Source organism: Neoroseomonas oryzicola (assembly GCF_012163135.1).
GTDB lineage: Bacteria > Pseudomonadota > Alphaproteobacteria > Acetobacterales > Acetobacteraceae > Neoroseomonas > Neoroseomonas oryzicola.
The window spans coordinates 379,992-405,294 of sequence record NZ_JAAVUP010000004.1; the positions used below are offsets into that span (position 1 = coordinate 379,992).

Annotated in this window: 22 protein-coding genes; 17 read left to right on the forward strand and 5 right to left on the reverse strand. The window is 70.7% G+C overall.

Annotated elements, in window-relative coordinates:
* Positions 1 to 35: 35 nt before the first annotated feature.
* On the reverse strand, positions 36 to 632 hold the full coding sequence (locus GWK15_RS16655) for a glutathione S-transferase N-terminal domain-containing protein (RefSeq protein WP_168042469.1): 597 nt from the start codon (positions 630 to 632) through the stop codon (positions 36 to 38).
* 95 nt (positions 633 to 727) lie between these two features.
* Between GWK15_RS16655 and GWK15_RS16660 the strand changes: the two genes are divergently transcribed.
* Positions 728 to 1,465, forward strand: coding sequence for a dienelactone hydrolase family protein (locus GWK15_RS16660; RefSeq protein WP_168042470.1), 738 nt, complete (start codon positions 728 to 730; stop codon positions 1,463 to 1,465).
* Here the strand turns inward: GWK15_RS16660 and GWK15_RS16665 are convergent.
* Positions 1,462 to 3,747, reverse strand: a complete 2,286-nt coding sequence (locus GWK15_RS16665) for a heavy metal translocating P-type ATPase (RefSeq protein WP_168042471.1) — start codon at positions 3,745 to 3,747, stop codon at positions 1,462 to 1,464. The two genes, GWK15_RS16660 and GWK15_RS16665, sit on opposite strands and share 4 nt — an antisense overlap.
* Before the next feature lie 66 nt (positions 3,748 to 3,813).
* Positions 3,814 to 4,422, reverse strand: coding sequence for a TetR/AcrR family transcriptional regulator (locus tag GWK15_RS16670; protein WP_209442243.1), 609 nt, complete (start codon positions 4,420 to 4,422; stop codon positions 3,814 to 3,816).
* A gap of 109 nt (positions 4,423 to 4,531) precedes the next feature.
* Here GWK15_RS16670 and GWK15_RS16675 point away from each other — a divergent pair, with 109 nt between their 5' ends.
* The 14 genes from GWK15_RS16675 to GWK15_RS16740 all read left to right on the forward strand — a co-directional run bounded on the left by GWK15_RS16675 (position 4,532) and on the right by GWK15_RS16740 (position 20,684).
* Positions 4,532 to 5,407 carry an FAD binding domain-containing protein gene (locus GWK15_RS16675; protein WP_168042473.1) on the forward strand — a complete coding sequence of 292 codons (876 nt, stop codon included), beginning with the start codon at positions 4,532 to 4,534 and terminating at the stop codon, positions 5,405 to 5,407.
* Positions 5,404 to 5,889: a (2Fe-2S)-binding protein gene (locus GWK15_RS16680; RefSeq protein ID WP_168042474.1), complete on the forward strand. Its 486-nt coding sequence runs from the start codon at positions 5,404 to 5,406 to the stop codon at positions 5,887 to 5,889. Before GWK15_RS16675 ends, GWK15_RS16680 begins: the two co-directional genes overlap by 4 nt.
* A complete protein-coding gene (locus GWK15_RS16685) occupies positions 5,886 to 8,282 on the forward strand; it encodes a xanthine dehydrogenase family protein molybdopterin-binding subunit (RefSeq protein ID WP_168042475.1) in 2,397 nt (798 codons plus the stop codon). The genes GWK15_RS16680 and GWK15_RS16685 overlap by 4 nt, the downstream gene beginning before the upstream one ends.
* 27 nt (positions 8,283 to 8,309) lie before the next feature.
* Positions 8,310 to 9,380 carry a C4-dicarboxylate TRAP transporter substrate-binding protein gene (locus GWK15_RS16690; RefSeq protein ID WP_168042476.1) on the forward strand — a complete coding sequence of 357 codons (1,071 nt, stop codon included), beginning with the start codon at positions 8,310 to 8,312 and terminating at the stop codon, positions 9,378 to 9,380.
* Between the two features lie 18 nt (positions 9,381 to 9,398).
* Complete coding sequence (locus GWK15_RS16695; RefSeq protein WP_168042477.1) at positions 9,399 to 9,956, forward strand: TRAP transporter small permease subunit; 558 nt, start codon at positions 9,399 to 9,401, stop codon at positions 9,954 to 9,956.
* Positions 9,957 to 9,961: 5 nt separating this feature from the next.
* Positions 9,962 to 11,281, forward strand: a complete 1,320-nt coding sequence (locus GWK15_RS16700) for a TRAP transporter large permease (RefSeq protein WP_168042478.1) — start codon at positions 9,962 to 9,964, stop codon at positions 11,279 to 11,281.
* Positions 11,282 to 11,375: 94 nt separating this feature from the next.
* Positions 11,376 to 12,578 (forward strand): MFS transporter, encoded by a 1,203-nt coding sequence (locus tag GWK15_RS16705; protein ID WP_168042479.1) that lies wholly within the window; start codon positions 11,376 to 11,378, stop codon positions 12,576 to 12,578.
* Positions 12,579 to 12,590: 12 nt separating this feature from the next.
* Positions 12,591 to 13,463, forward strand: a complete 873-nt coding sequence (locus tag GWK15_RS16710; protein WP_168042480.1) for an MBL fold metallo-hydrolase — start codon at positions 12,591 to 12,593, stop codon at positions 13,461 to 13,463.
* Between the two features lie 42 nt (positions 13,464 to 13,505).
* On the forward strand, positions 13,506 to 15,647 hold the full coding sequence (locus tag GWK15_RS16715) for an acetate--CoA ligase family protein (protein WP_168042481.1): 2,142 nt from the start codon (positions 13,506 to 13,508) through the stop codon (positions 15,645 to 15,647).
* Positions 15,644 to 16,606, forward strand: a complete 963-nt coding sequence (locus tag GWK15_RS16720) for a Bug family tripartite tricarboxylate transporter substrate binding protein (RefSeq protein ID WP_168042482.1) — start codon at positions 15,644 to 15,646, stop codon at positions 16,604 to 16,606. Before GWK15_RS16715 ends, GWK15_RS16720 begins: the two co-directional genes overlap by 4 nt.
* A 1-nt stretch (position 16,607) precedes the next feature.
* Positions 16,608 to 17,348: an enoyl-CoA hydratase-related protein gene (locus GWK15_RS16725; RefSeq protein WP_168042483.1), complete on the forward strand. Its 741-nt coding sequence runs from the start codon at positions 16,608 to 16,610 to the stop codon at positions 17,346 to 17,348.
* 3 nt (positions 17,349 to 17,351) lie between these two features.
* Entirely contained in the window at positions 17,352 to 18,470 is a 1,119-nt protein-coding gene (locus GWK15_RS16730; protein ID WP_168042484.1) for a CaiB/BaiF CoA transferase family protein, read from the forward strand.
* Between the two features lie 53 nt (positions 18,471 to 18,523).
* Positions 18,524 to 19,684 carry an acyl-CoA dehydrogenase family protein gene (locus tag GWK15_RS16735; protein WP_168042485.1) on the forward strand — a complete coding sequence of 387 codons (1,161 nt, stop codon included), beginning with the start codon at positions 18,524 to 18,526 and terminating at the stop codon, positions 19,682 to 19,684.
* 34 nt (positions 19,685 to 19,718) lie between these two features.
* Positions 19,719 to 20,684 carry a Bug family tripartite tricarboxylate transporter substrate binding protein gene (locus GWK15_RS16740; protein WP_168042486.1) on the forward strand — a complete coding sequence of 322 codons (966 nt, stop codon included), beginning with the start codon at positions 19,719 to 19,721 and terminating at the stop codon, positions 20,682 to 20,684.
* Here the strand turns inward: GWK15_RS16740 and GWK15_RS16745 are convergent.
* Positions 20,671 to 22,221, reverse strand: coding sequence for an AMP-binding protein (locus GWK15_RS16745; RefSeq protein WP_209442244.1), 1,551 nt, complete (start codon positions 22,219 to 22,221; stop codon positions 20,671 to 20,673). The two genes, GWK15_RS16740 and GWK15_RS16745, sit on opposite strands and share 14 nt — an antisense overlap.
* A gap of 82 nt (positions 22,222 to 22,303) precedes the next feature.
* On the opposite strand from GWK15_RS16745, the gene GWK15_RS16750 reads away from it, so the two are divergent.
* Positions 22,304 to 23,011 carry an NUDIX hydrolase gene (locus tag GWK15_RS16750; RefSeq protein WP_168042487.1) on the forward strand — a complete coding sequence of 236 codons (708 nt, stop codon included), beginning with the start codon at positions 22,304 to 22,306 and terminating at the stop codon, positions 23,009 to 23,011.
* 45 nt (positions 23,012 to 23,056) lie between these two features.
* Complete coding sequence (locus tag GWK15_RS16755; RefSeq protein WP_209442245.1) at positions 23,057 to 24,265, forward strand: LLM class flavin-dependent oxidoreductase; 1,209 nt, start codon at positions 23,057 to 23,059, stop codon at positions 24,263 to 24,265.
* A 26-nt stretch (positions 24,266 to 24,291) separates the two neighbouring features.
* On the opposite strand, the gene GWK15_RS16760 is transcribed toward GWK15_RS16755, so the two are convergent.
* The gene (locus tag GWK15_RS16760; RefSeq protein ID WP_168042488.1) at positions 24,292 to 25,263 is read right to left on the reverse strand and encodes a tripartite tricarboxylate transporter substrate binding protein; all 972 of its coding nucleotides are present in this window, start codon (positions 25,261 to 25,263) and stop codon (positions 24,292 to 24,294) included.
* Between the last annotated feature and the right edge of the window lie 40 nt (positions 25,264 to 25,303).

The window sequence follows — 25,303 nt, forward strand, 5'->3', positions numbered from 1 at the left end:
CCTGATCGGGTGAAAATGCTCGTTCGGACGATCATTCAGCCCGGCGGAACGGTCTTGGCCATCGGCGGCAGGGCCGCGACGCGGGCGTACCAGGCCTCGAGCTTCGGATGGCCCGGCCGCCAGGGCTCGTGCGGGTAGCGGAAGTCGAGGTAGCCGAGCGCGCAGGCCACCGCGATCTCCCCGATCGTGTCGAGGTTGCCGAGGGTCTCGGCCTCCGCCTCCAGCACGTCCAGCGCGCGCGTCACCTTGGCCTGCTGCTGGACAATGTAGGTCTTGCGGCCTTCATCCTGCGGCAGCGCGACCTCGCGCCGGCGGGGCTGCGTCGCATCCAGGATGCCGTCGCCGAGGGCGGCGAGCGTCAGTGCCTTCCAGCGCGCCGGGCCCGGCGGCGGGATCAGCTTCGGCGCATCGCCCACGCTGTCGAGGTATTCGCAGATGACCGGGCTGTCGTAGAGCACCTGGCCTTCATCCGTGACGAAGGTCGGCACCTTCGACAGCGGGTTGATGGCGGCCAGCGCAGGGTCCGTGGTCGGGACGGTCCAGTATTCGATCTTCCCGTCGATGCCGCGCTTGATCGCCGCGGCGTGGCACTTCCGGACATAGGGGCTGTTGGGCGAGTAGGCGAGCTTCATGCTCGGGCGTCCTCCGTTGCAGTGGGCGGGATGTTCCTGCGGCCATCGCCATCCGTCCAGCCCGGGTCTAGCCTCGTCGGAAAGAGGAACCGCCCATGATCGAGACCACCGAGGACATCCCCACCCGCGACGGGGCGATGGAGACCTTCATCGTCCGCCCCGAGCGCGACGGCCCGCACCCGGCCGTGCTGATGCTGATGGACGCGCCCGGCATCCGGGAGGAACTGCACGACATGGCCCGGCGCCTCGCGACCGCGGGCTACTGCGTGCTGCTGCCGAACCTCTATTACCGCGCCGGCCGCGACACGAAGTTCGGCCCCGGCGTGATGACGCAGGGCGACCCCGAGCGCGACCGCATGCGCGCCATCCGCACGAAGATGACCATCCCGCCGGTGATGGAGGATGTCGCGGCGATGATCGCCTTCCTCGACCGCAGCGGCATTGCGTCGCCCGGTGCCATCGGCGTGCATGGTTACTGCATGAGCGGCCCCTACGCGCTGGCCGCCGCCGCGCGCTACCCGGGCCGCGTCGCCGCTGCCGCGTCTTTTTACGGAACCTGGATCGTGAGCGACGCCGAGGAGAGCCCCCACCTCACCCTGGGGAAGGGGCGCGCGGAGCTCTACATCTCCTGCGCCGAGCATGACGAGCTTGCGCCGCTTCCCATGGTCGACGAGCTGCGCCGGCTGTTCGAGGCCTCGGGCGCGGCGGGCGAACTGGAAGTCCATCCCGCCGTCCACCACGGCTTCGCCTTTCCATCGCGCTGGTGCTACGACAAGCCCGCCGCCGAGCGGCACTGGGAACGGCTGATCGCGCTCTATCGCCGGCGGCTCTAGTCGCCGGCCTGCGGGCCCTGCAACTCCGCGAGCATCTCCTCCTCGACCGTCAGGTGCAGGCGCAGCAGCGCCTCCAGCGCGAACAGGGTGCGGCGCAGCTCGGCCGAGATCCCGCCCCAGGCGCCATTGTGCTCGGCCAGGCGCAGCAGCGTCGCGATGCGTTCGGTCAGTGCCTCGATCTCCGCATGCATGCGGATCAGCGGCGCCATCGGGTCGCGCCCGCCGAGCCGCCGCGCGGCCTCGGGGTAGAGCGCGCGCTCCTCCTCCTGCTGGTGCGGCAGCACCTCGCTGCGCAGGCGCCGTTCCAGCGCGGCGAGGGCCGGCAGGCAGTCGGGCGCCGGTCCGATCGCCTCGGCGCCTTCGCGCAGCGCCTCGGCCAGGCGACGCAGGCCGGCATGTTCCTCGTGGCGCTCCACCAGCCCCGCCTCGGCCGGCAGGGCATGCGGCGCCTGTTCCTCCGGCCCCGGCCGCAACGCGCCGAGGGCGTAGAGGATGGCGAAGACGTCGATCGCCTCCTGCACCAGCGCGCCGGCGAGCGGCGCCAGCCACCCCGCCGCGGCGAAGCCCATGGCGATGCCCGACATGCCCATGCCGAGTGCGATCGCCTGCAACGCCACGCGGCGCGACCGGCGCGCGATGGCGATGGCCTCTGCCGCGCGATCAACGCGGTCGACCAGCAGCACCACGTCGCCGGCCTCCGCAGCCGCCGCGGTGCCCGCGGCACCCATGGCGATGCCGACATCGGCCGCGGCGAGCGCCGGCGCGTCGTTCACCCCGTCGCCGACCATGGCGGTCGGCGCGGCGGCGGCCTCGCTGCGGACCACGGCGATCTTGTCGGCCGGCGCCTGGCCCGAGAACACTTCGTCCAGCCGCAGGGCGCGGCCCAGCGAGGCCCCGGCTGCCGCCCGATCCCCGGTGACCAGGACAATGCGCTGCACGCCGAGCGCACGCAGCCGCCGCACCGCGCGCGGCGCTTCCTGCCGCACGCCGTCGGCCATCACGAAGGCGGCGACGACGCGTCCGTCCATCGCGAGCCACGCGACCGATCCCGCTGCCGCGGCCACCTGCGCCGCGACGCCGAAGCCCGCCTGCGGGTCGATGCCGGCGGCGTGCAGGAAGCCCTCGGCGCCGAGCAGCAGCGTGTGGCCCTCGACCATGCCGGTCACGCCGCCGCCGGCCACTTCGGCGACCGTCTCGGGCACCGGCAGGACCATGCCGCGCGCCGTCGCCGCCGCGACCAGCGCGGCCGAGACCGGATGCGTCGAGCCCTGCGCGATCGCCCCGGCAAGCCGCAGCGCCGCCTCTCGCCCGATCGCCGGATCGGCATCGAGCGCCGCGAGCCGCGGCCGCCCCGGCGTGAGCGTGCCGGTCTTGTCGAACAGCACGGTGCGCACGCGCGCGAGCCGTTCCAGCGCCCCGCCGCCCTTCACGACGATGCCGCGCCGCGCCGCCCGGCCGATGCCGGCGACGAGTGCGACCGGCGCCGCCAGGATCAAGGGGCAGGGCGTGGCGACGACCAGCACGGCGAGGGCGCGCAGCGGATCGCCGGTGACGAGCCAGGCGCCCGCCGCCAATACCCCGGTGAAGACCACGAAGCCGAAGGCCCATTGGTCGGCGAGCCGCGCGAGCGGCGCGCGCGATGCCGCCGCCTGCTCGGTCAGCCGCAGGATGGCGGCATAGGCGCTGCGCTCGGCATCCTGGGTCGCACGCATGCGGAAGGCGGCGCCGGCATTCACCCCGCCGCTGCGCAGCGCGGCGCCGTGGTGGAAGGTGACGGGCAGGGGCTCGCCGGTCAGCATGCTCTCGTCGAGCGTGGCGGCGGCATCCTCGAGCAGGCCGTCGGCGGCGACCGTCTCGCCAGGGCGGACCAGCAGCCGGTCGCCGGGGCGGATGGCGGCGGCGTCGATCTCCTCGACGCCCTCGCCGTTCAAGCGCGCGGCGTGGCGCGGCGCGCGCGCGACGAGGTCGGTGAGCGCCCGGGTGGCGCGCCCCTCGGCCCAGGCTTCCAGCGCCTCGCCGCCGGCGACCATCAGGCCGATCACCGCGGCCGCGGCGGATTCGTCCAGCAGCACGGCGCCGAGGATCGCCGCGAGGGCCACCGCATCCACGCCGATCCGCCCGCCCAGCAGCGAGCCCACGAGCCCGATGCCGACATGGGCTGCGACCGGCAGCGCGGCGGTGGACCAGATCCAGCGCGCGGCCTCGCCCTGGCCGGCCAGCAGCGCGGCGCCGCCGGCGACGAGCCCGGCGAGCACCCAAGCGAGCAGGAGGTAGCGGCGCATCGTCAGGCGGTCACGGCGGTCATGCGCGCATTCTGACGATTCGCGCGGCGATGCGCTTGCCCGAGATCAAGCCGCGCCCGGCAGCCCGCCCAGGAAGCGCGCGATCGCCGCCTCGATTGCCGCGGCGGGGTCGTCGGGCGTCGGCAGGTGATAGATGAAGCGGCGGATGCCGATGTAGACGATCCCGCCATGGAGGTTCCACATGTCCTCCATCGCCGGCTGCTGCCCGCCATGCGCGGCGCCGATCTCCTCGGCGAGCGGGGCGAGCAGCCGGTCCGCGACATGGCCGAGGTAGCGCCGGTTCAGCGCATCCCCCGCGAGGCCCGCCCACATGAAGATCCGCATCCACTCATAGGTGAAGATCGCGCCGGTGTACTGCCGGTAGAAGCGGGTCAGCCGGCCCTGGATCGGCTTGCCGCGGTCGCGGATGTCATAGAGCCATTGCGGGTCGAGCCGGCCGAGATAGACGCGCTCGAACACCGCCTCGGTCAGGTCCGCCTTGCTCGCGAAATACTTGTAGAGCAGCGCCTGCGTCACGCCGGCCCGGCGCGCCAGGTCGCGCGTGGTGCCGGCGAAGCCGACCTCCGCGAACCAGGCCACGGCGGCGTTGAGGATCTGCTCGCGCCGCTCCTCGGGGTCGAGCCGACGCCGCACCGGCAGGGCGTTGCCGTCCAAGGGAAGCCTTCCTTCATCACGACTGCTTGACACGATCATGCCCTTAGGTGATCAAACGATCAACAAGCGCGTCCCGCCGGGGGTGCGCGCAGCAGGGGGAATGGTCCGGATGAAGTGGCCGGCGATAGGCTACGTGCGCGCCACGAGCCTCGAAGACCTGTGGACTGCGCAGGCCGCGCATGGCGGCTCGGCGCAGGTGCTGGCCGGCGGGCAGACGCTGCTCGCGACGCTCGCCTTCCGGCTGTCCGACCCCAAGGTCCTGATCGACATCACCCGCATCGCGGCGCTGCGCGGCATCGGCGCGCAGGGCGGCGTGCTGCGAATCGGCGCGCTGACGCGCCATGCCGAGCTCGGCCGCGACCCGCTGGTGCGCCAGCACGCGCCCCTTCTGGCCGAGGCGGTGCCGCTGATCGCCCATCCCGCCATCCGCAACCGCGGGACCATCGGCGGCAGCCTGGCCTATGCCGACCCGGCGGCCGAACTCCCTGCCTGCGTCGTGGCGCTGGGCGCGACGATCGTGCTCGCCTCGGCGCGCGGCGAACGCCGTGTCGCTGCCGAGGACTTCTTCACCGGCCTGCTGCAGACGGCGCTCGAGCCCGGCGAGATCATCGCCGCTGTGGAACTGCCCTCAGCGACGGCCGCGACCCGCTGCGCCATCGTCGAGGTCGCGCGCCGGTCCGGCGACTACGCCATGGCGGGGCTCGCGGCCTGCCTGTCGCTCGATGCCGCCGGCACGGTCGCGGCGCCGCGGCTGGTCTTCTTCGGCGTCGGCAGCGGGCCGGTGCTGGCCGCGAAGGCCGGCGCCGCGCTGGCCGGTCGGGTGCTGGACCACGCGGCCATCGGCGCGGCGCAGATGGCGCTGGCCGAGGACCTTGACCCGCCCGCCGACATGCACGGCCCGCCGGAGATGAAGCGCCACCTGGCCCGCGTGCTGACGCAGCGCGCCCTCGGCCGTTTCCTGCCTGCCTCGGAGATCGCCGCATGAGCGCGCGCGTGGACATCACCCTGACGGTGAACGGGGAGCGCGTGACGCGCAGCGTCGAGGCGCGGCGCCACCTGATCGACTTCCTCCGGCTCGACCTCGGCCTCACCGGCTCCCATGCCGGCTGCGAGCACGGCGTCTGCGGCGCCTGCACGGTGCGCGTGGACGGCGAGATCGTCCGTGGCTGCCTGGTGCTGGCCGCGAGCCTGGACGGCGCCGAGGTCACCACCATCGAGGGCCTGACGGACACCGGGGAGGTCGCCGACCTGCAGGACGCCTTCGTCGCGCGCAACGCGGCGCAATGCGGCTTCTGCTCGCCGGGGATGGTGATGGCCGCGGCCGACATCCTGCGCCACCACCCCGGGGCGAGCCGCGAGGAGATCCGCGAGCACCTCTCGGGCAACTACTGCCGCTGCACCGGCTACCAGGCCATCGTCGACGCCGTCGAACAGACGCTGAAGTCCCGCCAGGAGGCCGCGCGATGAACGACATCCCGACCCCCGACAGCATCGGCCTGTCGCGCGAGGACCTGCCGAATTCCTACATCGGCCGCTCGGTGCCGCGGCCGAATGTGCCGAAGCTGGTGCAGGGCCGCGCGACCTATACGGACGACGTGGTGCTGCCGCGCATGGTCCATGCGGCCTTCCTGCGCAGCCCGCACGCCCATGCGCGCATCGTCTCGGTCGATGCCACCGCGGCGATGCAGGTGCCCGGCGTCGTGCGCGTCTTCACCGGGCAGGACCTCGCGAAGGTCTGCGATCCCTGGGTGGCGGTTCTCGCGCACCTCAAGGGCATGAAGTCTGCGCCGCAGCACCCGCTGCCGCTCGATCGCGCGACCTGGCAGGGCGAGCCGATCGTCGCCGTGGTCGCGGACAGCCGCGCCGCGGCCGAGGATGGCGTCGCAGCGCTGCGCGTCGAGTTCGACCCGCTGCCCGCCCAGGTCGACATGGAGACGGCGCTCGCGCCCGGCGCGACCGTCATCCATACCGAGCTCGGCGACAACCTGGTCTTCCAGCGCACCGCGGTGCAGGGCGACGTCGATGCCGCCTTCGCCGCCGCGCACAAGGTGGTGGAGGCGACCTTCGTCACCGGCCGGCACACCGGCGTCACGCTGGAGCCGCGCTCGATCATCGCCGACTACAACCGTGCGGACGGCACGCTGACGGTCCATCAGTCGACCCAGGCGCCGCACATGATGCAGAACGTCTTCGCCAAGCAGCTGCGCATGGAGGAGAGCCAGGTCCGCGTCATCTGCAAGGATGTCGGCGGGTCCTTCGGCATCAAGGTGCATGTCTATCCGGACGAGGTCGCGGTCGCGGCGATGTCGCGCATCCTCGGCCGGCCGGTGAAGTTCGTCGCCGACCGCTTCGAGGCCTTCGCCTCCGACATCCACGCCCGCGATCACCGGATCAAGGGCCGCATCGCGGTCGATGCGGACGGCAAGATCCTCGGCTTCGACATCGACGACCTGACGGGCATCGGGCCCTATTCGGTCTATCCGCGGACCAGCGCCATCGAGGGCAACCAGGTGGTGAACCTCTGCGGCGGGCCCTACGACTTCGCGAACTACCGCTGCACCACCACGGTCGTGCTGCAGAACAAGGTGCCGACCTGCCAGTACCGCGCGGTGGGCCACCCGATCGCGACGGCGGTGACGGAAGGGCTGGTGGACCTCGCGGCGCAGGCGATCGGCATGGACCCGATCGAGATGCGCCGGCGGAATCTCGTGCGTGACGACGCCTATCCCTTCACTTCGCCGGCGGGGATGAAGTTCGAGGGGCTGTCGCACCACGCCTCGCTGAAGAAGCTGCTGGAGATGGTGCCGGTCGAGCGCATCCGCGCCGACCAGGCGGAGGCCCGCGCGCGTGGCGTGCATCGCGGGCTCGGCATCGCGGCCTTCATCGAGCTGACCAATCCCTCGCCCTTCATGTACGGCATCGGCGGCGCGCGGATCTCGGCGCAGGATGGCGCCACGGTGCGGATGGACCCGGACGGGTCGGTCGTCGTCGCCTCCGGCGTGACGGAGCAGGGGCAGGGAACCGAGGCGATCCTCGCCCAGATCGTCGCCCATGGCGTCGGCGTGCCGGTCGGCAAGGTTCGCGTCATCACCGGCGACACCCAGGCTACGCCCTATGGCGGCGGCACCTGGGCCTGCCGTGGCGCGGGCATCGGCGGCGAGGCTGCGCTGCAATCGGCTATCGCGCTGAAGGAGCAGTTGCTGACCGTCGCCGGCACGATGCTGCAGGCGAACCCCGCGAGCCTCGACATCGTCCTCGGCGAGGTGGTGGACAAGGCGACCGGCGCGCAGCGCATCAGCCTGAGTGAGATCGGCCGCATCGTCTATTTCCGCGGCGACACCCTGCCCAAGGACCTGCCGCGCGAATTCGTCCAGACGCGGCACTTCATCACCAAGGAATACCCCTTCGCCTTCACCAACGGCATCCAGGCCTGCTGGGTCGAGGTCGACGTCGCGACGGGCATGGTCAAAGTGCTCGAGCATTGGTGCGTCGAGGATTGCGGCCGGGTGATCAACCCGCTGCTGGTGGACGAGCAGGTGCGCGGCGGCATCGTCCAGGGGCTGGGCGGCGCGCTTTACGAGCATTGCGTCTATGACGACCAGGGCAACCTGCTGACCACCACCATGGCCGACTACCTCGTGCCCATGGCCGCCGAGATGCCCGAGATCCATGTCGGCCATGTCGAGACGCCGACCCGGGAAAGCCTGCTCGGCGCCAAGGGCGCGGGGGAGGCCGGTACCGCCGGCGCCCCGGGCGCCCTGATGAACGCGATCAATGATGCGCTTCGCCCGCTTGGCGGTATCGTGACGGCACAGCCCTTCACCCCGGCGAGCATCCTGCGCGCGCTGGGCACCATCTGAAACAAGACCCCAGGGAGAGTCCAAGCCATGACCGCACCTCGCCGCAGCCTGCTGCTCGGCACCGCGACCTTGCCGCTCTTCGCCATCCGCGCGCAGGCGCAGTCGGCGGTGAACATCACCATCGCCTCCTCCCACCCGGTGCAGAACTACTGGGTGTCGAACATGAAGAACGTGTTCCAGCCGGAGGTGGAGAAGTTCCTCCGCGACAACGGCAACACGCACCGCATCAACTGGCGCGAGGCCTATGGCGGCACGCTGTACCGCTTCCAGGACACGATGGAGGCGGTGCGCGACAACATCACCGACATCGGCTATGTCGGCACGCTCTGGGAAGGCAGCACCATGCCGCTCCAGAACGTCACCTACTTCACGCCTTTCGCGACCGGCGACCATGGCCTGGTGGCGAATACCTTCGAGCGCATGAACGAGACTGTCCCCGCCATCCGGCAGAACTGGGAGAGCCTCAACATGATCCCGCTCTCCTCCTTCATCACCGACACCTACCACATCTGGTCGACCTTCCCGGTCCGTTCGCTGGACGACCTGCGCAACCGCAAGATCTCCGCGCCCGGCACCTCGGCGAACTGGCTGACGGGCACGGGCGCGACGCCGGTCGACGGCGCGCTGACCACCTACTATACCGACATTCAGACCGGCGTGTCGGAAGGCGCGCTGTCCTTCTTCGTCGGCATCCTGCCGACCCGCGTCTATGAGGTCGCGAAGTACATCACCAAGTGCGACGTCGGCGCGATGTATGTCGGCGGCATCGCGGTGAACCGCCAGCGCTACGGCCGCTATCCGGAACCGGTGCGCAACGCGCTCACCGCCGCGGGCAAGATCTCGACCCAGAAGCACATCGAGGACGTCACCGCCCGCGTCGCGGCCTCCGAGGCCGAGATGGTTCAGAAGGGTGCGATCATCAGCACGCTGCCGGCTGCCGAGCGCGAGCGCTGGATCCGTGGCCTGCCGAACATCGCGCGCACCTGGGTCGACAGTTCCGGGCCCGCGGCGCGCGACGTGCTGAACGCCTATTTCGCGGCGATCCGTGCCGCCGGCCAGACGCCGGGGCGCAACTGGGACCGCGAAGTCGCCGCCTGATCCTGACGGAGCGCCGCTATGGCCGATGACATCGACATGGCGGCGCTCGACGCCGCGGAGAAGCCCCAGCCCTTCGACCCGGTCCGACTGCTGCTCGACGGCCTCGCGGCCGTCGGGACGATCTGGACCTTCGGGCTGATGGTGCTGATCTGCGCCGACGTGATCGGGCGGTCCTTCCTCAACGCGCCCATCACGGGCGTGGCGGAGATCGCCGCCCATTCCGTGGTCGGCATCGTCTTCCTGCAGATCGGCGCGACCATCTACCACCGCCGCATGACGCGCGCGGACTTCCTGATCGAGCGCATCCTTGCGCGCGCGCCCGCGCTCGGCCGCGCGATCGAGGCGCTGTTCTATCTCACGGGCGCGGCGGTCATGGCCTTCGTCGCGCAATCGGCCTGGCCGGGCGTGCTGAACAGCCTCGAGCGCCATGAGTTCTTTGGCGTGCAGGGCCTCTTCACCGTTCCGACCTGGCCCTTCCGGGCCCTCATCGTGCTGGGCGGCGCCGCCGGGGCGCTGGCCTATGCATCCCTCCTGTTCCTCGAGATCCGGCGCTTCGGCGCGCCCCGGCAAGGCTGACCCCGATGGAAGACGTGACCCTGGGCTTCACGCTGATCGGCGTGATGGTGGCGCTGATCATCCTCGGCCTGCCGATCGGCATCACCCTGATCTCGACCGGGGCCGTCGGCGTCTGGCTGATCCGCGAGAATCCCGAACTCGCCTTCCGCTTCACCGCGATGTCCACCTATTCGGGCATCCAGGACTATCTCTTCGCGACCATCCCGCTGTTCGTGCTCATGGGGCTGCTGGTCAGCGTATCCAATGTCGGGCGCGACACCTTCGAGGTCGCGGCGGCCTTGCTGCGACGAATCCGCGGCGGACTCGGCATGGCGACGGTCGGCGCGAACGCTGTCTTTGCCGCCGTGACCGGCGTGTCCATCGCCTCCGCCGCGGTGTTCACCAAGGTCGCGGTGCCGGAGATGGTGCGCCACGGCTACACCATGCGCTTCGCGGCCGGCACCGTGGCGGGGTCCTCCATCCTCGGCATGCTGATCCCGCCTTCGCTGCTGATGATCGTCTACGGCGTGCTGGCCGAGGTCTCGATCGGATCGATGTTCATCGCCGGGGTCATTCCCGGCATCATCATCGCGGTCGGCTTCGCGATCATGATCTGGATCTACGCGACCTTCTTCCCCAACCGCATCATGGCCGTCGAGGGGCCGGCGCCCTCGGTCACCGAGAAGGTGATGACGACAGGCGAGATGGCGCAGAAGTCGGTACCGATCCTCCTGCTCGTCGCATTGATCCTGGGCGGTCTCTATTCCGGCTTCTTCACGCCGACCGAGGCCGGGGCGGTCGGCGCCGGCGGCGCGCTGCTGATCGCACTCGCCCGCCGGCAGCTCGACCTGCCGAAGTTCTGGCGCGTGCTGAAGGAGACGGGGCTCGTCTCCGCTGCCATCCTGTTCCTTCTGATCGCCGCGGGGCTCTATTCGCGCATGCTTTCCATGGCCGGCGTGCCGCAGGCGATCGGCGACATGGTCGAGCATCTCGGCCTCGGCCCCTATGGCTTCCTCACCGCCTTCGTCGTCATCATCCTGCTGATGGGGATGATCCTCGACAGCACCTCCATCCTGCTGATCATGGTGCCGATCGGCACGCCCATCGCGCAGGCCATGGGCTTCGACCTGATCCATTTCGGCATCGTCGTCATCATCGCCGTGGAGATGGGCCTGCTGACGCCGCCCTTCGGCATCTCGGTCTTCACCGTGAAGGCGACGCTGGCCGATCCGCGCGTCGGCATCGAGACGGTCTTCGCCGGCGCGCTGCCCTTCGTGGCGGTGATGGGCGTGGCGCTGGTGCTGATCGCCCTGGTGCCGGTGCTCTCGACCGCGCTGGTCCGATAGGGGCTGGGGGCTTCGCAGCCCCCGCCGCCTGCGCCTATCGTGTCGCCGGGAGGGTCCCCGGCGCCGCCGGCGAAGGCCCGCGCGACGGGATGAAATGGCGGACCGATCGACCAGGCTGTTGCTGATCGTCCTCGGGGCGATGTTCCTGCAGCAGACCTTCGCCACCCTCGGCCGGTCGCTGCCGCCCATCATCGCCCCGGCCATCCTCGACGACCTCGCCATCGATCCGGCCTGGCTCGGCATCTATGTCGGGGCGGCGGCCCTGTCAGCGCTGCTGTTCCAACTCGGCTGCGGGTCCTTCATCCTGCGCTACGGTGCGATGCGGATGAGCCAGGTGGCGCTCGTCCTGCTCGGCATCGGCATGGCGGTGGCGACAACGGGGCCGCTGGTGCTGTTCCTCGTCTCGGCGGTGATCGGTGGCGGCGCGGCGGCGATGTCGACGCCGGCGAGTTCCCACCTGCTCGGTCGCTATTCCCCGCCGCGGCAGGCGCCGCTGGTCTTCTCCATCAAGCAGACGGCGGTGCCCGCGGGGCTGCTCGTCGCCGGCATCCTCGGCCCTTGGCTGACGGGCCTGACGGGATGGCGCGGCACGCTGCTGATCGCCGGCCTGTCCTGCCTGGTCTTCGCGGTGATGCTCGAGCCCCTGCGGACCGAATTCGATTCCGACCGCGTGCCGGACCAGGCGTTCCGGCTGTCCGACTTCCACCGCACCATCGCGAGCGTCGTCGGCACTGGGGACCTACGGCGGCTCGCCTTTGCCTGCTTCGCCTTCAATGGGCTGCAGACGGTGTTCACCTCCTATTTCGTCGTGGCGCTGACCGAGCTCGGTCATGGCCTCGCGGCGGCGGGTTTCGTCTTCTCCGCGGCGATGGTCATCGCGGTGCCGGGGCGCATCTTCTGGGGCTGGCTCGGCAGCGGGCGGGTCGATCCGGCGGTGGTGATGTGCTGGCTTGCCCTCGGCATGGCGGGCGGCGCGGCGGCGATGGCGCTGCTCGGCCCGCATTGGCCGCTGCTGCTGATCGGCCTGGTCGCGACGGTGCTCAGCGCGACCGTCATGTCCTGGCACGGTGTCCTGCTGGCCGAGGCCGCGCGCCTCGCGGCCCCCGGCCAGCGTGGCGCGGCGACCGGGGGCGTGCTCTCCTTCGGGCAGCTCGGCGGGCTGATCCTGCCGCTGGTCTATTCGGGCGTGCTGCTGGCGACGGGCAGCTATGGCCTCGGCTTCACGGCCTGCGGCCTGCCGGCGCTGGTCGTCGGCATTGCCCTGCTGCGCGCGCCGCGCGACGCGGATTCACGATAAGGGAGAAGGACCATGGCAGACGGCTTCGCGCTCGGCGACGTGACCATCCAGCGCATCATCGAGGGGGAGAGCCCTCTCTTCGATCCGCTGACCTTCTTTCCGACCCTAACGAAGGACCTGCTGGAGGAGAACCGCGCCTGGCTCGAGCCCTTCGCGCTCGATCCCGCGACCGGCAAGCTGATCCTCTGCATCCAGTCCTGGGTGGTGCGCACGAAGCACCACACCATCCTGGTGGACACCTGCGTCGGCAACGACAAGGACCGCCCGAACCATCCCTTCTGGAACCGAATGCGCAGCGACGCCTATATGCGCGGCCTCGCGGCGCTGGGCCTCACGGTGGACGACATCGACATCGTCATGTGCACGCACATGCACGTGGATCATGTCGGCTGGAACACGCGGCTCGAGAACGGGCGCTGGGTGCCGACCTTCCCCAAGGCGCGCTACGTCTTCTCGGCGCAGGAATTCGCGTACTGGAACGGCGAGAACGCCAAGACGCCGGTGCTGCCCTTCGCCGATTCCGTCCTGCCCATCGTCGAGGCCGGCCGCGCCGAGATGGTGGCCGACGACCACGTTCTGGCGGACGACATCCGGCTCGAGCCCACGCCGGGGCACACGCCGCACCATGTCGCGCTGCGCGTCGGCAAGGGCGATACGGAGGCGCTGTTCACCGGCGACCTGATCCATTCCCCGCTGCAGGCCCGCTATCCCCAGATCTCGATGCGCGCGGATTGGGATCCGGTGCTCGCCGCCAAGACGCGCCGCCGCGTGCTGGAATCCTGCTGCGAGGCGCGCACGCTGATGTGCTTCGCGCATTTCCCCTCGCCCTCGCGGGCCAGGCTGGTCCGCTGGGGCGAAGGCTTCCGCGCCGAACCGGTGGGCTGACGCGCCCGCCATCCTGTCCTAGCCTTCCCCCGGACCCCGCACATGGAGACGGGCGTGGAGGAAGCGGAAGCCAGCCGGCCCTTGCCGATCGCGCGCATCGTCGCGCCGCGGTCGGTCGCGGTCGTCGGTGCCTCGGACGATGTCGGCAAGTTTGGCGGCCGCGTCATCCACTACCTGCTCAAGCACGGCTTCCCGGGGCTGATCCTGCCGATCAACCCGAACCGGGCGACGATCCGCGGGCTGCCGGCCTATCCGCGCGTCTCGGCCGCGCCGGCACCGCCGGATGTCGCGATCCTCGCCGTGCCCGCCGCCTCGCTCGAGGCGCAGATCGCCGATTGCGCCGCGGCCGGCGTCGGGGCCTGCATCGTCATCACGGGCAAGCTCGCCGAGGCCGGGCCCGAGGGCGCGGCGCTGCAGGACCGCGTGCTGGCCATCGCGCGCGGCGCCGGGATGCGCCTGGTCGGGCCGAACTGCCTCGGGATCTTCAACCCGGTCGACCGCGCCATGCTCTCCTCCAGCCTCGCGCTGGAGGAAGAAGGCTACGCCCCCGGCGGCATCGGCATGGTGAGCCAGTCCGGCGCGCTGATGGGTACGCTGCTGTCCTTCGGGCGGCATCACGGGGCGCGCTTCTCGCGCTGCGTCTCGGTCGGCAACCAGGCCGATCTGGCGCTCGAGGATTTCCTCGCCTTCCTCGTCGAGGACCCCGCTACGCGCGCGATCGGCCTCTACATCGAGGGGCTGAAGGACCCGCCGCGGTTCCGCGCCTTGCTGCAGGGCGCGCGCGCCGCGGGCAAGCCGGTCTTCATCGTCAAGGCCGGGCGCAGCGAGGCCGGCGCCCAGGCGGCGCGATCTCACACCGCGAGCCTCGCCGGCGCCTTCCCGGCCTTCGAGGCGATCTGCCGTGATGCCGGTGCGGTGGTGATGGAGGATCCGCAGACGCTGGTGCTCGCCTGCGACGCCGCCATCCGCCTGCCGCCCTGGCCCGCGCCGGGGCTTGGCCTCGCGCCGATCGCGTCCTCCGGTGGCAGCACGGTGACATTCGCGGACATGATGCCGGGCGCGGGGCTGCGGCTCGCGCAGATGTCTGATGCGACGCGCGCCGCCCTGGCGCGCTGGATGCCGGAGACGCATGTGGCGCTGCCGGTCGATACGGGCTCCTTCCACGAAGGCACCAGCGGCGACGGCCTGTCCGACTGCATCCGCGCCTTCATGGCCGATCCGGATGTCGGCGCCGTGGTGGTGCCGATGACGACCCAGCCCGACATGGCCGGGCGCACGTCACTGTTCCCGCCGCTGGCGCGGGATGGTGGCAAGCCGCTGCTCTACCTGATGACGGCAGGTGCGGTCGGCGATGCTTCGCGTGACGTCATGCGCGCGGCGGATTTCCCCTTCTTCGACCGCATGTCGGATGCCCTCGCCGTGGCGCGCGCGCTGGACGCGGCGGCGGCGGGACGCGCAGTGCGCATCGCGCCGGTTCGGCCCGAGTGCGCCGGGCCGTCGCCGGCGCTCCCGCGCGGATCCCTCACCGAAGGCGAGGCCAAGCGCCTGCTCGCCGCCTATGGCATTCCCGTCACGCGCGAGGCCTCGGCCCCCACCGCGGACGAAGCCGCCGCCGCCGCCCGCCGCATCGGCTTTCCCGTCGTGCTGAAGGGCGTCAGCCGCGCGGTGGTGCACAAGAGCGACCTCGGCCTGGTGCGCCTGAACCTGCGCGACGAGGCCGCACTCCGCACCGCCTTCGCCGAGGTCGCCGCCGCGCTGGAGTGCGCCGCGCAAGGTGCCTCGGAGGGCTGCGTGGTGCAGGAGATGGCACGCGGCGAGGCGGAGCTCTTCCTCGGCGCGACGCAGGATTCGCAATTCGGCCCGATGGTACTCGCGGGTGCCGGCGGCGTGCTGGTGGAATTCCTGCAGGACGTCGCCATGGCGCCGGCGCCGCTCTCCCTGTCCGGTGCGCGCGCCATGATCGAGGGCCTGCGTGTCGCGCCGCTGCTGCGCGGCCTGCGCGGTCGTCCGCCCGCCGACATCGACGCGGCTGCCGATGCGCTGATGCGTCTGTCCTGGCTCGCGGCCGATCTTGGGCCGCGGCTCGCCGAACTCGACGTCAACCCGCTGATCCTGCGCGCGGCAGGGCAGGGGGCGATCGCGGTCGATGCCCGCGCGACGCTGACGGAGGAGGTGACGACATGACGGCTTGCCTCTCGCGCCGGGCACTCGGCGCTGCGTTGCTTTCACCCGCGATCGCCCGCGCCCAGGGTGCCTGGCCGCAGCGGACGGTGACGCTCATCGTGCCTTATCCGCCGGGCGGCAGCACCGACACGGTGGCGCGGCCGCTCGCGCAGGAATGGGGGCGCGTGCTCGGCCAGCCCGTGGTGATCGAGAACCGCGGCGGCGCCGGCGGATCGATCGGCGCCGATGGCGTCGCGCGCGCCCGGCCGGACGGCTATACGCTGCTGCTGTTCCCCACCGCCATCTTCACCATCAGCCCGCACATGATGCGGCTGCCCTACGACGTCGACCGCGACTTCGTGCCCATCGCGCGCGTCGCCGCCTCGGATGCGATGGTCGCGATGCATCCTTCCGTCCCGGTGCGCACGATGCGGGACTTCGTCGCCTATGCGAAGGCGCGCCCGGGCGAGATCCGCTTCGGATCCGCCGGCAACGGCACCATCACCCAGATGCAGTGCGAGGTCTTCGGCGACGCCGCGGGCCTGCGGCTCGAACACGTGCCCTATCGGGGCTCCGGCCCGTCCTTCACCGACCTTCTTGCCGGGCGCGTGCAGATCATCTGCGATCCCGTCGCGTTGCCGGCGCTGCGCGACGGGCGGCTGATCCCGCTCGCCACCTTCGGTGAGAACCGGCATCCGGAATTCCCCGACGTGCCGACGCTGATGGAACTTGGCCTGGCGGAGCGCGGCGCGATGTCCTGGTTCGGCGTCGCCGCGCCGGCGGGCACGCCGCCCGAGATCGTGCGCCGCATCGCGGCGACGCTCGAGGAGGCGCTGAAGCCCGAGCCCGTCGCGCGGGCCATGGCCGTGGGCGGGCTCTGGCCCGCCTTCGAGACCGGCGAGCCATTCGCCAACCGCATCCGGCGGGACCGGGAGATCTTCGGCGCGATCGTGCGCCGCACTGGAGCAGGGGTGAACTGACGTGGAACTGGTGACTGTCACGGATGAGGGTCCGATCCGCATCGTCGCGCTGAACAATCCGGCGAAGGGCAACGCCATCAGCAAGCCGATGGCCGAGCAGCTGCAGCGCGTGATGCAGGAATTCGAGCAGCGCGCCGACCTGCGCTGCGCCATCATCACCGCGACCGGCACGCGCGCCTTCACCTTCGGCGCCGATGTTGCCGATCCGCCCGAGCTGTGGCGCTGCATCCCGACCGTCGGCTACCGGCCGCTCAAGCCGGTGATCTGCGCCGTCGAAGGCTGGTGCGTCGGCGGCGGCATCGTGCTTGCCATGATGTGCGACCTGATGGTCTGCGGGGCGACGGCGAAGTTCTATTACCCTGAGGCGAAGCTCGGCCTCACGGGGGGCATGATTGCCGGCCTCGTCTCCCGCATCCCGCACAAGATCGCGATGGAGATCGCGCTGCTCTGCCGCACCATCGACGCGCAGCGTGCGGAGCGCGTCGGCCTGGTGAACGAGGTGGTGCCGGAGGGCGAGGCGCTCGCCAAGGCGAAGGAATGGGCGGTCGAGCTCTGCGGCATGGCCCCCATGGTGCTCGGCGAGATCAAGCGCATGGTGACCGAGGAGATCATCCCTCGCGGCCCGTCCGAGCAGATGGCGATCCATGGCCAGCGCATGGCCGCGATCCGCAATTCCGCCGACTTCGTCGAGGGCAAGGCCGCCTTCCGCGAGAAGCGCGCGCCGAAGTTCGAGGGTCGCTGAGCCATGCCGGGCCCGCTCGCCGGCCTTCGCGTCATCGAGATGGCCGGCATCGGGCCCGGCCCCTTCTGCTGCACGCTCCTCGCCGATCTCGGCGCCGATGTGCTGCGCATCGACCGGCCGGAGGGGCCGCCGGGGCATCCCGGCGACGTCTTCTCCCGCAGCCGGCGCAGCCTGGCACTCGACCTGAAGTCCCCCGCTTCGGTCGAGGCCGTGCTGCGCCTGGTCGAGCGCGCCGATGTGCTGGTGGAGGGCTTCCGCCCCGGCGTGATGGAACGCCTCGGCCTGGGGCCCGAGGCCTGCCACGCGCGCAATCCACGGCTTGTGTTCGGCCGCATGACGGGCTGGGGGCAGGACGGGCCGCTCGCGCAGGCGGCCGGCCATGACATCGATTACATCGCGCTCAGCGGCGCGCTCTGGTCGATCGGCCGGGCGGGTCAGCGGCCGGTGCCGCCGCTCAACCTGATCGGCGATTTCGGCGGAGGGGGCATGCTGCTCGCCTTCGGCATCATGGCCGCGGTGTTCGAGGCGACGCGCCGCGGCCGGGGTCAGGTGGTCGATGCGGCGATGACCGACGGCTCCGCGACGCTGATGGGCTTCATCTACGGGTTGATGGCGCAGGGCCGCTGGCGCAATGCGCGGGAGGGCAATTTCCTCGACGGCGCCTGCCCCTACTACGACACCTACGAATGCGCGGACGGGAAGTTCGTCGCGGTCGGTGCGCTGGAACCGCAGTTCTTCGCCCTGCTGCTCAAGGGCCTCGGCCTCGATCCCGCACGCTATGCCTACCGCACGGACCCTGCGCGCTGGCCGGCCATCCGCGCCGACTTCGCCGAAGTCTTCGCGCGCCATCCCCGTGACCATTGGGCGCAGGTCTTCGAGGGCACGGACGCCTGCGTCGCGCCGGTGCTGGACCTCGAGGAAGCGCCGCGCCACCCGCACAACGTCGCGCGCGGCACCTTCATCGAAGGCCCTGCCGGCATGCAGCCGGCGCCGAGCCCGCGCTTCTCCCGCACGCCGGCCCCGTCGCCGGGCCCCGCGGCGCTGCGCGGCGCGGATGGCGCGGCGGCGCTGCGCGACTGGGGCTTCTCGGCCGAGGAGATCGCGGCCCTTCTCCCGGGCTGACATGGCCGCGCCGCGCGGGGTAGGCTCGCCCCAACACGAATGAGGAACCGTCCATGGACACGACCGCCCCGCCCGGCGGCGCGCCGCGCAGCGTGCTGACCGCCGACCACGAGATGTTCCGCACCCAGGTGCGGCGCTTCTTCGAACGCGAGATCGTGCCCTACCACCGCGACTGGGAACGCGCCGAGATCGTCCCGCGCGAGGTCTGGCGCAAGGCCGGCGCGGAAGGCCTGCTCTGCCCCATGCTCGCCGAGGAATACGGCGGCGCCGGCGCCGATTTCGGCTACTCCGCCGTGATCATCGAGGAGATCGGCCGCACCAATGCCTCGGGCATCGGCTTCCCGTTGCATTCCGACATCGTGGTGCCCTACATCGAGGCCCTCGCGCGGCCGGAGAAGAAGCGCGAATGGCTGCCGCGCATGGCGAAGGGCGAGATGATCACCGCCATCGCCATGACCGAGCCCGGCATGGGATCCGACCTCAAGGCGGTGCGCACCACGGCGCGGCGCGACGGGTCCGACTGGGTCATCAACGGGTCCAAGACCTTCATCAGCAACGGGCAGAACTGCGGCCTGGTGATCGTCGTCTGCAAGACGGATCCCGGCGCGGGCCGCAAGGGCATCAGCCTGATCTGCGTCGAGGAAGGCACGCCCGGCTTCACCAAGGGCCGCAACCTCGAGAAGATCGGCCTGCACGCCGCCGACACCTCGGAACTGTTCTTCGACGAGGTCCGCGTGCCTGCGGAGAACCTGCTCGGCGAGGAGAATGCGGGCTTCTCCTACCTCATCCGGAACCTGCCGCAAGAACGCCTGGTGATCGCCATCCGCGCCGCGGCGTCGATGGAAGCGATGCTGCAGAAGACCATCGACTACGCGAAGGACCGCAAGGTCTTCAACCAGACGGTCTTCGACTTCCAGCACAACCGCTTCAAGCTGGCGGAGCTCAAGGCCAACGCGACGATGTTCCGCGTCTTCGCCGACCATTGCCTGGCGCTGCACATGGATGGCGGGCTGTCGGTCGAGATGGCGGCGACGGCGAAGCTGCTCGGCACCGAGATGCAGAATCGCCTGCTCGACGACTGCCTGCAGATGCATGGCGGCTACGGCTACATGGCCGAATACGAGATCGGGCGCGCCTGGGCAGATGCGCGCGTCGGCCGCATCTACGGCGGCAGTTCCGAGATCATGAAGGAAATCATCGCGCGCACGCTGTGACGCGCGGACAGTAACGACCGGGAGGAGAAGAGAAATGACCATCACCCGCCGCGGCGCGCTTGGCGCCGCGCTGGCCACGCCCTTCGTGCGCGGCGCCGGCGCGCAGGAGCGTTTCCCGAACAAACCGATCACCATCCAGATCGGCTTCCCGCCGGGCGGCGCGACCGACGTGCAGATGCGCGCCTTCGCCGATGCCGCGACGCGGCACCTGGGCCAGACCGTGCTGATCGAGAACCGTCCCGGCGCGGGCAGCACCCTGCCGGCGGCCAACATCGCGCGCGCACGGCCGGACGGCTACCTGCTCGCGCAGCTGACGCTGCCGGCGCTGCGCCTGCCTCACATGCAGCGCATGCCCTATGACGTGACGAAGGACTACACGCCGGTCATCCACCTGACCGGCTATCTGTTCGCCGTCACCGTGCGTACCGAAAGCCCGTACCAGACCTGGGCCGACCTGGTGGCGGATGCCAAGCGCCGCCCCGGCCAGGTGCGCATCGGCAATACGGGCGCCAATGGCACGCCGCACCTGACCATGGTCGACCTGGCGGAACGCGAGAAGCTCGACGTGACGCATGTCCCCTTCCGCGGGGAAGGCGACCTGACGCCCGCGCTGCTCGGCGGCCATATCGAGGCGGGCGCGACCGGTTCGGGCGTCGGCCAGCTGGTCGACGAGGGCAAGCTGCGCTTCCTCAACGTCTGGTCGCGCGAGCGCTCGCCGCGCTGGCCGAACGTGCCGACGCTGCTGGAACTCGGCTACCAGGGAATGGTCGTGACCTCGCCCTACGGCCTGGTCGGCCCCGCGGGCATGCCGCCCGACATCGTCCGCACGCTGCATGACGGCTTCAAGGCGGCGCTGGACGACCCGACGCATATCGCCGCGCTGCGCCGGCTCGACATGCCGATGGAATACCTGAACAGCGCGGACTACGGCCGCTTCATCATCGAGACCTATGGAGAGGAACGCCAGCGCGTCGAGCGCCTCGGCCTCAGGTCGGGCTGAGGTAGCGTTCCTTGAGGATCCTGCGCAGCAGCTTGCCGGCTTCGCTGCGCGGGAGCTCCTCGGCGAATTCGTAACTGCGCGGGCGCTTCGGGCCGGCGAGCTGCTCGCGGCACAGCGCCTCGAGTTCCGCCTGCAGCCCGATGGCACCGGTGCGCGGCACGACTACGGCGTGCACCTGCTCCCCGAAATCGGGGTTGGGGATGCCGACGACGGCGACTTCCGCCACGCCCGGATGCTTCGCGAGCACGGCCTCGATCTCGGCCGGGTAGATGTTCACGCCCCCCGACAGGATCAGGTCGGCCCGCCGGTCGGACAGGAACAGCCACCCATCCTCATCGACGCGCCCGAGGTCGCCGAGCGACGCCCACCCCTTCGCGTTGTAGGCGGCTTCCGTCTTCTCCGGCGCGTTGTGGTAGGCGAAGCGCGGCGCGCCCTCGAAGCAGATGCGGCCGACCTCACCGGGCGGCAACTCGTTGGCCTCATCGTCGCAGATGTGCAGCTTCACGCCGTTCACCGGCCGTCCCACCGTGCCCGGCCGCGCGAGCCAGTCCTGCGGGGAGACCACGGTCGTCCCGACGCTCTCCGACCCCGCGTAGTATTCCCAGATGATCGGCCCCCACCATTCCATCATCCGCTGCTTAACTCCGACGGGGCAGGGCGCGGCGGCGTGGATCGCACAGCGATGGGAGGACAGGTCGAAGCGCCGGCGATCCTCCTCGGGCAGGGCGAGCAGGCGCACGAACATGGTCGGCACCCATTGGCTGTGGGTGACGCGGTAGCGCTCGATCAGCTCCAGCGCGCGCAGCGGATCGAACTTCGCCATGACCACGACGGTGCCGCCCTCGGCGATGGTGCGGCGGATGGAGAAAGTGTGCGGCGCGGCGTGATACAGCGGCGCCGGCGAGAGATAGACCGTGTCCGGACCGAAGCCGTAGAACGACTTCCAGGTCATGTCCCATTCCGGCGCGGTGCGGTTCTCCCATGCGACCATCGGACGCTTGATGCCCTTGGGCAGGCCGGTGGTGCCGGAGGAATAGAGGAACTCGCGCCCGATCGGCCGTTCGGGCAGCCGGGCCGGCGCGGGGAAGACGGCCAGCGCCTCCTCATAGGACCGATAACCCTCGACCCCGTCGCCGACGGCGAAACGCGGGACGTCCCCGGTCGCACCTTCCTGCACCAGCGACGTCGCGAGGTCGGCCAGCGCCGGCGAGACGACGATCGCCTTCGCCTGCGCATCGGTCAGCATGTAGGCCACTTCCTGCGGCCGCAGATGCACCGACAGCGGCGTGTAGTAGAGCCCCGCCCGCCGGCAGGCGAAGGCGAGCTCCAGGAATTCCGGCCGGTTGTCCATCAGCATGGCAATGCCGTCGCCGGGCTGCAGCCCCAGCGAGATCAGCCATTGCGCGGCGCGGTTGGACCGGGCGTCGAGGGCATCGAAGGTGATGCTCGTCCCGAGGTCCGGGAAATGCGCCGCGACCTTGTCCGGCGTCTCGCGGGCCCAACGCGCCAGCAGCACCATGCCGTTCCGTCCCCTCATTTTCCTGCAAGGCTGATGTGGCGCCGCCGTGCCGTCAACGTGCCTTGCGGTGGGGGCCGGGGCGCGCTGCAATACGGGGGAAATGTCCAGTCCCGTCCCCGCCCGCCCTGCCTCCACCGTCCTGTTGCTGCGCGACGGGCGGCGGGGGCTCGAGGTCTTCATGGTGGTCCGCCACCACCAGATCGATTTCGCCTCGGGCGCGCTCGTCTTCCCCGGCGGGCGGGTCGAGGCCTCCGACCTGGTGCTCGCCGGCGGCGATGCCCATGGCGCCTTCCGCATCGCCGCCATCCGCGAGACCTGGGAGGAATGCGGGGTCTTGCTCGCCGCCCCCGGTGCCGCGCCCGCGGCGGAAGGCGACTTCGCAGCCATGCTTGCCGCGCGCGGTCTGCAGCCGGACCAGGATGCGCTCGCGCATTTCGCCCACTGGATCACGCCGGTTGCGGTGCCGAAGCGCTTCGACACGCATTTCTTCCTCGCCGCCGCGCCCGCCGACCAGGACGCGGTGCATGATGGCGGGGAGGCGGTGGACAGCGTCTGGATCCGCCCCCTCGATGCTTTGGCCGAGGCCGAGGCCGGCACCAAGAAGATCGTCTTCCCGACGCGCATGAACCTCAACAAGCTGGCGCGCAGCACCTCGGTCGCCGAGGCCTTCGCCGCCGCGCGCGCCAGGCCCGTCGTGACGGTGCAGCCGATCCAGCGCGATGCGCCGGAGGGCCGTTACCTCCGCATCCCGATCGAGGCCGATTACGGCGGGGAGGAATTCCTCGCCGGCGACCCGCCTTCCATGTGAAGGGCGCGTCGGGCCTGAATGCAGACACGACACAGGGGAACATCCATGGCTCCGCGACGCATGCGCTTCGGCATCTTCCTCGCCCCCTTCCATCGCGTGGGCGACAATCCGACGCTCGCGATGGATCGCGACGGCGCGCTGATCCAGTGGCTTGATTCCCTGGGGTATGACGAGGCCTGGATCGGCGAACACCATTCAGCCGGCTGGGAACTGATCGCGAGCCCCGAGATCATGATCGCCTCGCTGGCCGAGAAGACGAAGCACATCACGCTGGCTTCGGGCGTGACGAGCCTGCCCTACCACCACCCGCTGCTGGTCGCGCAGCGCTTCGTGCAGCTCGACCACATGACGAAGGGGCGCGTCATCCTCGGCTGCGGCCCGGGTGCGCTGGTCTCCGACGCCTACATGATGGGCATCGACCCGGCGCACCAGCGGCGGCGGATGGATGAATCGCTGACCGCGATCATGAAGCTCCTCGCCTGCGAGGAACCGGTCACGATGCAGACCGACTGGTTCACGTTGCGCGAGGCGCGGCTGCACATGGCGCCGTGGTCGGAACCGCGCTTCCCGGTCACCGTCGCCTCCTCGACCACGCCCTCCGGTGCGCTGGCCGCGGGCAAGCATGGCGTCGGCCTGCTCTCGCTCGGCGCGGGGCTGCATGGCGGGCCGAAGATGCTCGCCGAGCAGTGGCGCATGGCGGAAGCCGAGGCCGCGAAGCACGGCAAGACCATGGACCGCAAGAACTGGCGCCTGGTCGTCAACATGCACTGCGCCGAGGACGACGAACGCGCCCTGCGCGAGGTGCGCCATGGCGAGGCGCTCGAGACGCTGACCTATTTCAGCGAAACCCTCGGCCGCCCGCCGATGCGATCGGAGGATCCGCTGCGGGATGGCCTCGCGCAGGGCTCGACGCTGGTGGGCTCGCCCGAGACCATCGCCAAGGGGATCGAGCGGCTGCTGTCCTTCACCGATGGCGGCACCGGCGGCATCCTGTTCCGCGCGCATGAATGGGCGGACCGCGAGGCGACCTGGCGCTCCTTCGAGCTGTTCGCGCGCTGGGTGATGCCGCGCTTCCAGGGTTCGCTCGCGATGCCGCAGCAGTCGCGCGACTGGGTCAGCGCGAACCGCGAGACCATCCTCGCGCCGAACATCGCGGCGCTGAAGCAGGCCTTCAAGGATGCCGGGCAGGAAGCGCCGGAGTTCTCGCGCCTGCAACTCCACACCGGCAAGGTGGACATGCCGGCCGGCGAGTGAAGGGGAGGGCGTCACGCCCTCCCGACTCAGTTCATCCGCAGGTTCAGCCGGCGGATCATGGTGCCTTCCTCTTCCATGACCTGCCCGACATAGGACGTGTAGTCCGCGCTGTTCTTGTAGATCAGCGGCATGTCGTAGCGCGCCAGCACCTCGGCATGCGCGGGGTCGTACAGAGCGGCCTTGAAGGCGTCGTGTAGCGCGCGGACCACGCCCGGATCCATCCCCTTCGGACCCGCGAGGCCATAGGGCGAGGCCGAGACGATGTTGATGCCGACCTCGCGCAGCGTCGGCACGTTCGGGAAGCGCGCGGCGCGGTTCTCACCCCAGGTCACCAGCAGGCGCAGCTGCCCGGCTTCGACCAGCGGGGCCCAGCCGGTGGAATCCGCATTCGCCTGGGTCTGGCCCGACAGCACCGCCTGGATGTTGTCCGCCCCGCCCCGGAAGGGCACGTGCAGCCATTCGATGCCGTTCTCGGCGGCGATGCGTTCCATGGTGATGTGCAGCGTGCTGCCCACGCCGGGCGAGCCATAGGCGATCTTGCCCGGATTGGCCTTCGCGTAGGCCATGAACTCCTGCCACGTCTGCCAGGGGCTGTCCGCCTTCACCACCACGCCGAACAGGTAGCCGGTCAGGTGGATGACGTAGGTGAAGTCCTTCATCGGGTCCCAGCCGGGCCGCGACGTCATCATCGGCACGCGGAAGGCGGTGATCGGCATCTGGCCGACCAGGTAGCCGTCGCCACGCTGCTCGGCCGCCATGATCTGCGCGGCCATGGTGCCGGACACGCCGCTGCGGTTCTCGATGATGACGGGCTGGCCGAGATGCCGCGTCGCGAGGTCCGCGAGCGACCGCAACTGACCATCCGTCGAACCGCCCGGCGGCCAGGGCACGATCAGGCGGATCGGGCGGCTGGGAAAGCCGGACTGCGCCACGGCCGGCGCGGCGAGCAGCGTGCCCCCGGCCGCGAGCAAGGCACGACGCGACGTCGTGATGGTCATGCGTTGAATCCTCCCGCTGGATCATGTCGTGCAGGCCCCG

Bases quoted from the DNA above. Each gene is read 5' to 3' on its own strand.
- GWK15_RS16655 (WP_168042469.1), bottom strand. From the start codon at position 632: ATGAAGCTCGCCTACTCGCCCAACAGCCCCTATGTCCGGAAGTGCCAC.
- GWK15_RS16660 (WP_168042470.1), top strand. From the start codon at position 728: ATGATCGAGACCACCGAGGACATCCCCACCCGCGACGGGGCGATGGAG.
- GWK15_RS16665 (WP_168042471.1), bottom strand. From the start codon at position 3,747: ATGCGCCGCTACCTCCTGCTCGCTTGGGTGCTCGCCGGGCTCGTCGCC.
- GWK15_RS16675 (WP_168042473.1), top strand. From the start codon at position 4,532: ATGAAGTGGCCGGCGATAGGCTACGTGCGCGCCACGAGCCTCGAAGAC.
- GWK15_RS16680 (WP_168042474.1), top strand. From the start codon at position 5,404: ATGAGCGCGCGCGTGGACATCACCCTGACGGTGAACGGGGAGCGCGTG.
- GWK15_RS16685 (WP_168042475.1), top strand. From the start codon at position 5,886: ATGAACGACATCCCGACCCCCGACAGCATCGGCCTGTCGCGCGAGGAC.
- GWK15_RS16690 (WP_168042476.1), top strand. From the start codon at position 8,310: ATGACCGCACCTCGCCGCAGCCTGCTGCTCGGCACCGCGACCTTGCCG.
- GWK15_RS16695 (WP_168042477.1), top strand. From the start codon at position 9,399: ATGGCCGATGACATCGACATGGCGGCGCTCGACGCCGCGGAGAAGCCC.
- GWK15_RS16700 (WP_168042478.1), top strand. From the start codon at position 9,962: ATGGAAGACGTGACCCTGGGCTTCACGCTGATCGGCGTGATGGTGGCG.
- GWK15_RS16705 (WP_168042479.1), top strand. From the start codon at position 11,376: ATGGCGGACCGATCGACCAGGCTGTTGCTGATCGTCCTCGGGGCGATG.
- GWK15_RS16710 (WP_168042480.1), top strand. From the start codon at position 12,591: ATGGCAGACGGCTTCGCGCTCGGCGACGTGACCATCCAGCGCATCATC.
- GWK15_RS16715 (WP_168042481.1), top strand. From the start codon at position 13,506: ATGGAGACGGGCGTGGAGGAAGCGGAAGCCAGCCGGCCCTTGCCGATC.
- GWK15_RS16720 (WP_168042482.1), top strand. From the start codon at position 15,644: ATGACGGCTTGCCTCTCGCGCCGGGCACTCGGCGCTGCGTTGCTTTCA.
- GWK15_RS16730 (WP_168042484.1), top strand. From the start codon at position 17,352: ATGCCGGGCCCGCTCGCCGGCCTTCGCGTCATCGAGATGGCCGGCATC.
- GWK15_RS16735 (WP_168042485.1), top strand. From the start codon at position 18,524: ATGGACACGACCGCCCCGCCCGGCGGCGCGCCGCGCAGCGTGCTGACC.
- GWK15_RS16740 (WP_168042486.1), top strand. From the start codon at position 19,719: ATGACCATCACCCGCCGCGGCGCGCTTGGCGCCGCGCTGGCCACGCCC.
- GWK15_RS16745 (WP_209442244.1), bottom strand. From the start codon at position 22,221: ATGAGGGGACGGAACGGCATGGTGCTGCTGGCGCGTTGGGCCCGCGAG.
- GWK15_RS16750 (WP_168042487.1), top strand. From the start codon at position 22,304: ATGTCCAGTCCCGTCCCCGCCCGCCCTGCCTCCACCGTCCTGTTGCTG.
- GWK15_RS16755 (WP_209442245.1), top strand. From the start codon at position 23,057: ATGGCTCCGCGACGCATGCGCTTCGGCATCTTCCTCGCCCCCTTCCAT.
- GWK15_RS16760 (WP_168042488.1), bottom strand. From the start codon at position 25,263: ATGACCATCACGACGTCGCGTCGTGCCTTGCTCGCGGCCGGGGGCACG.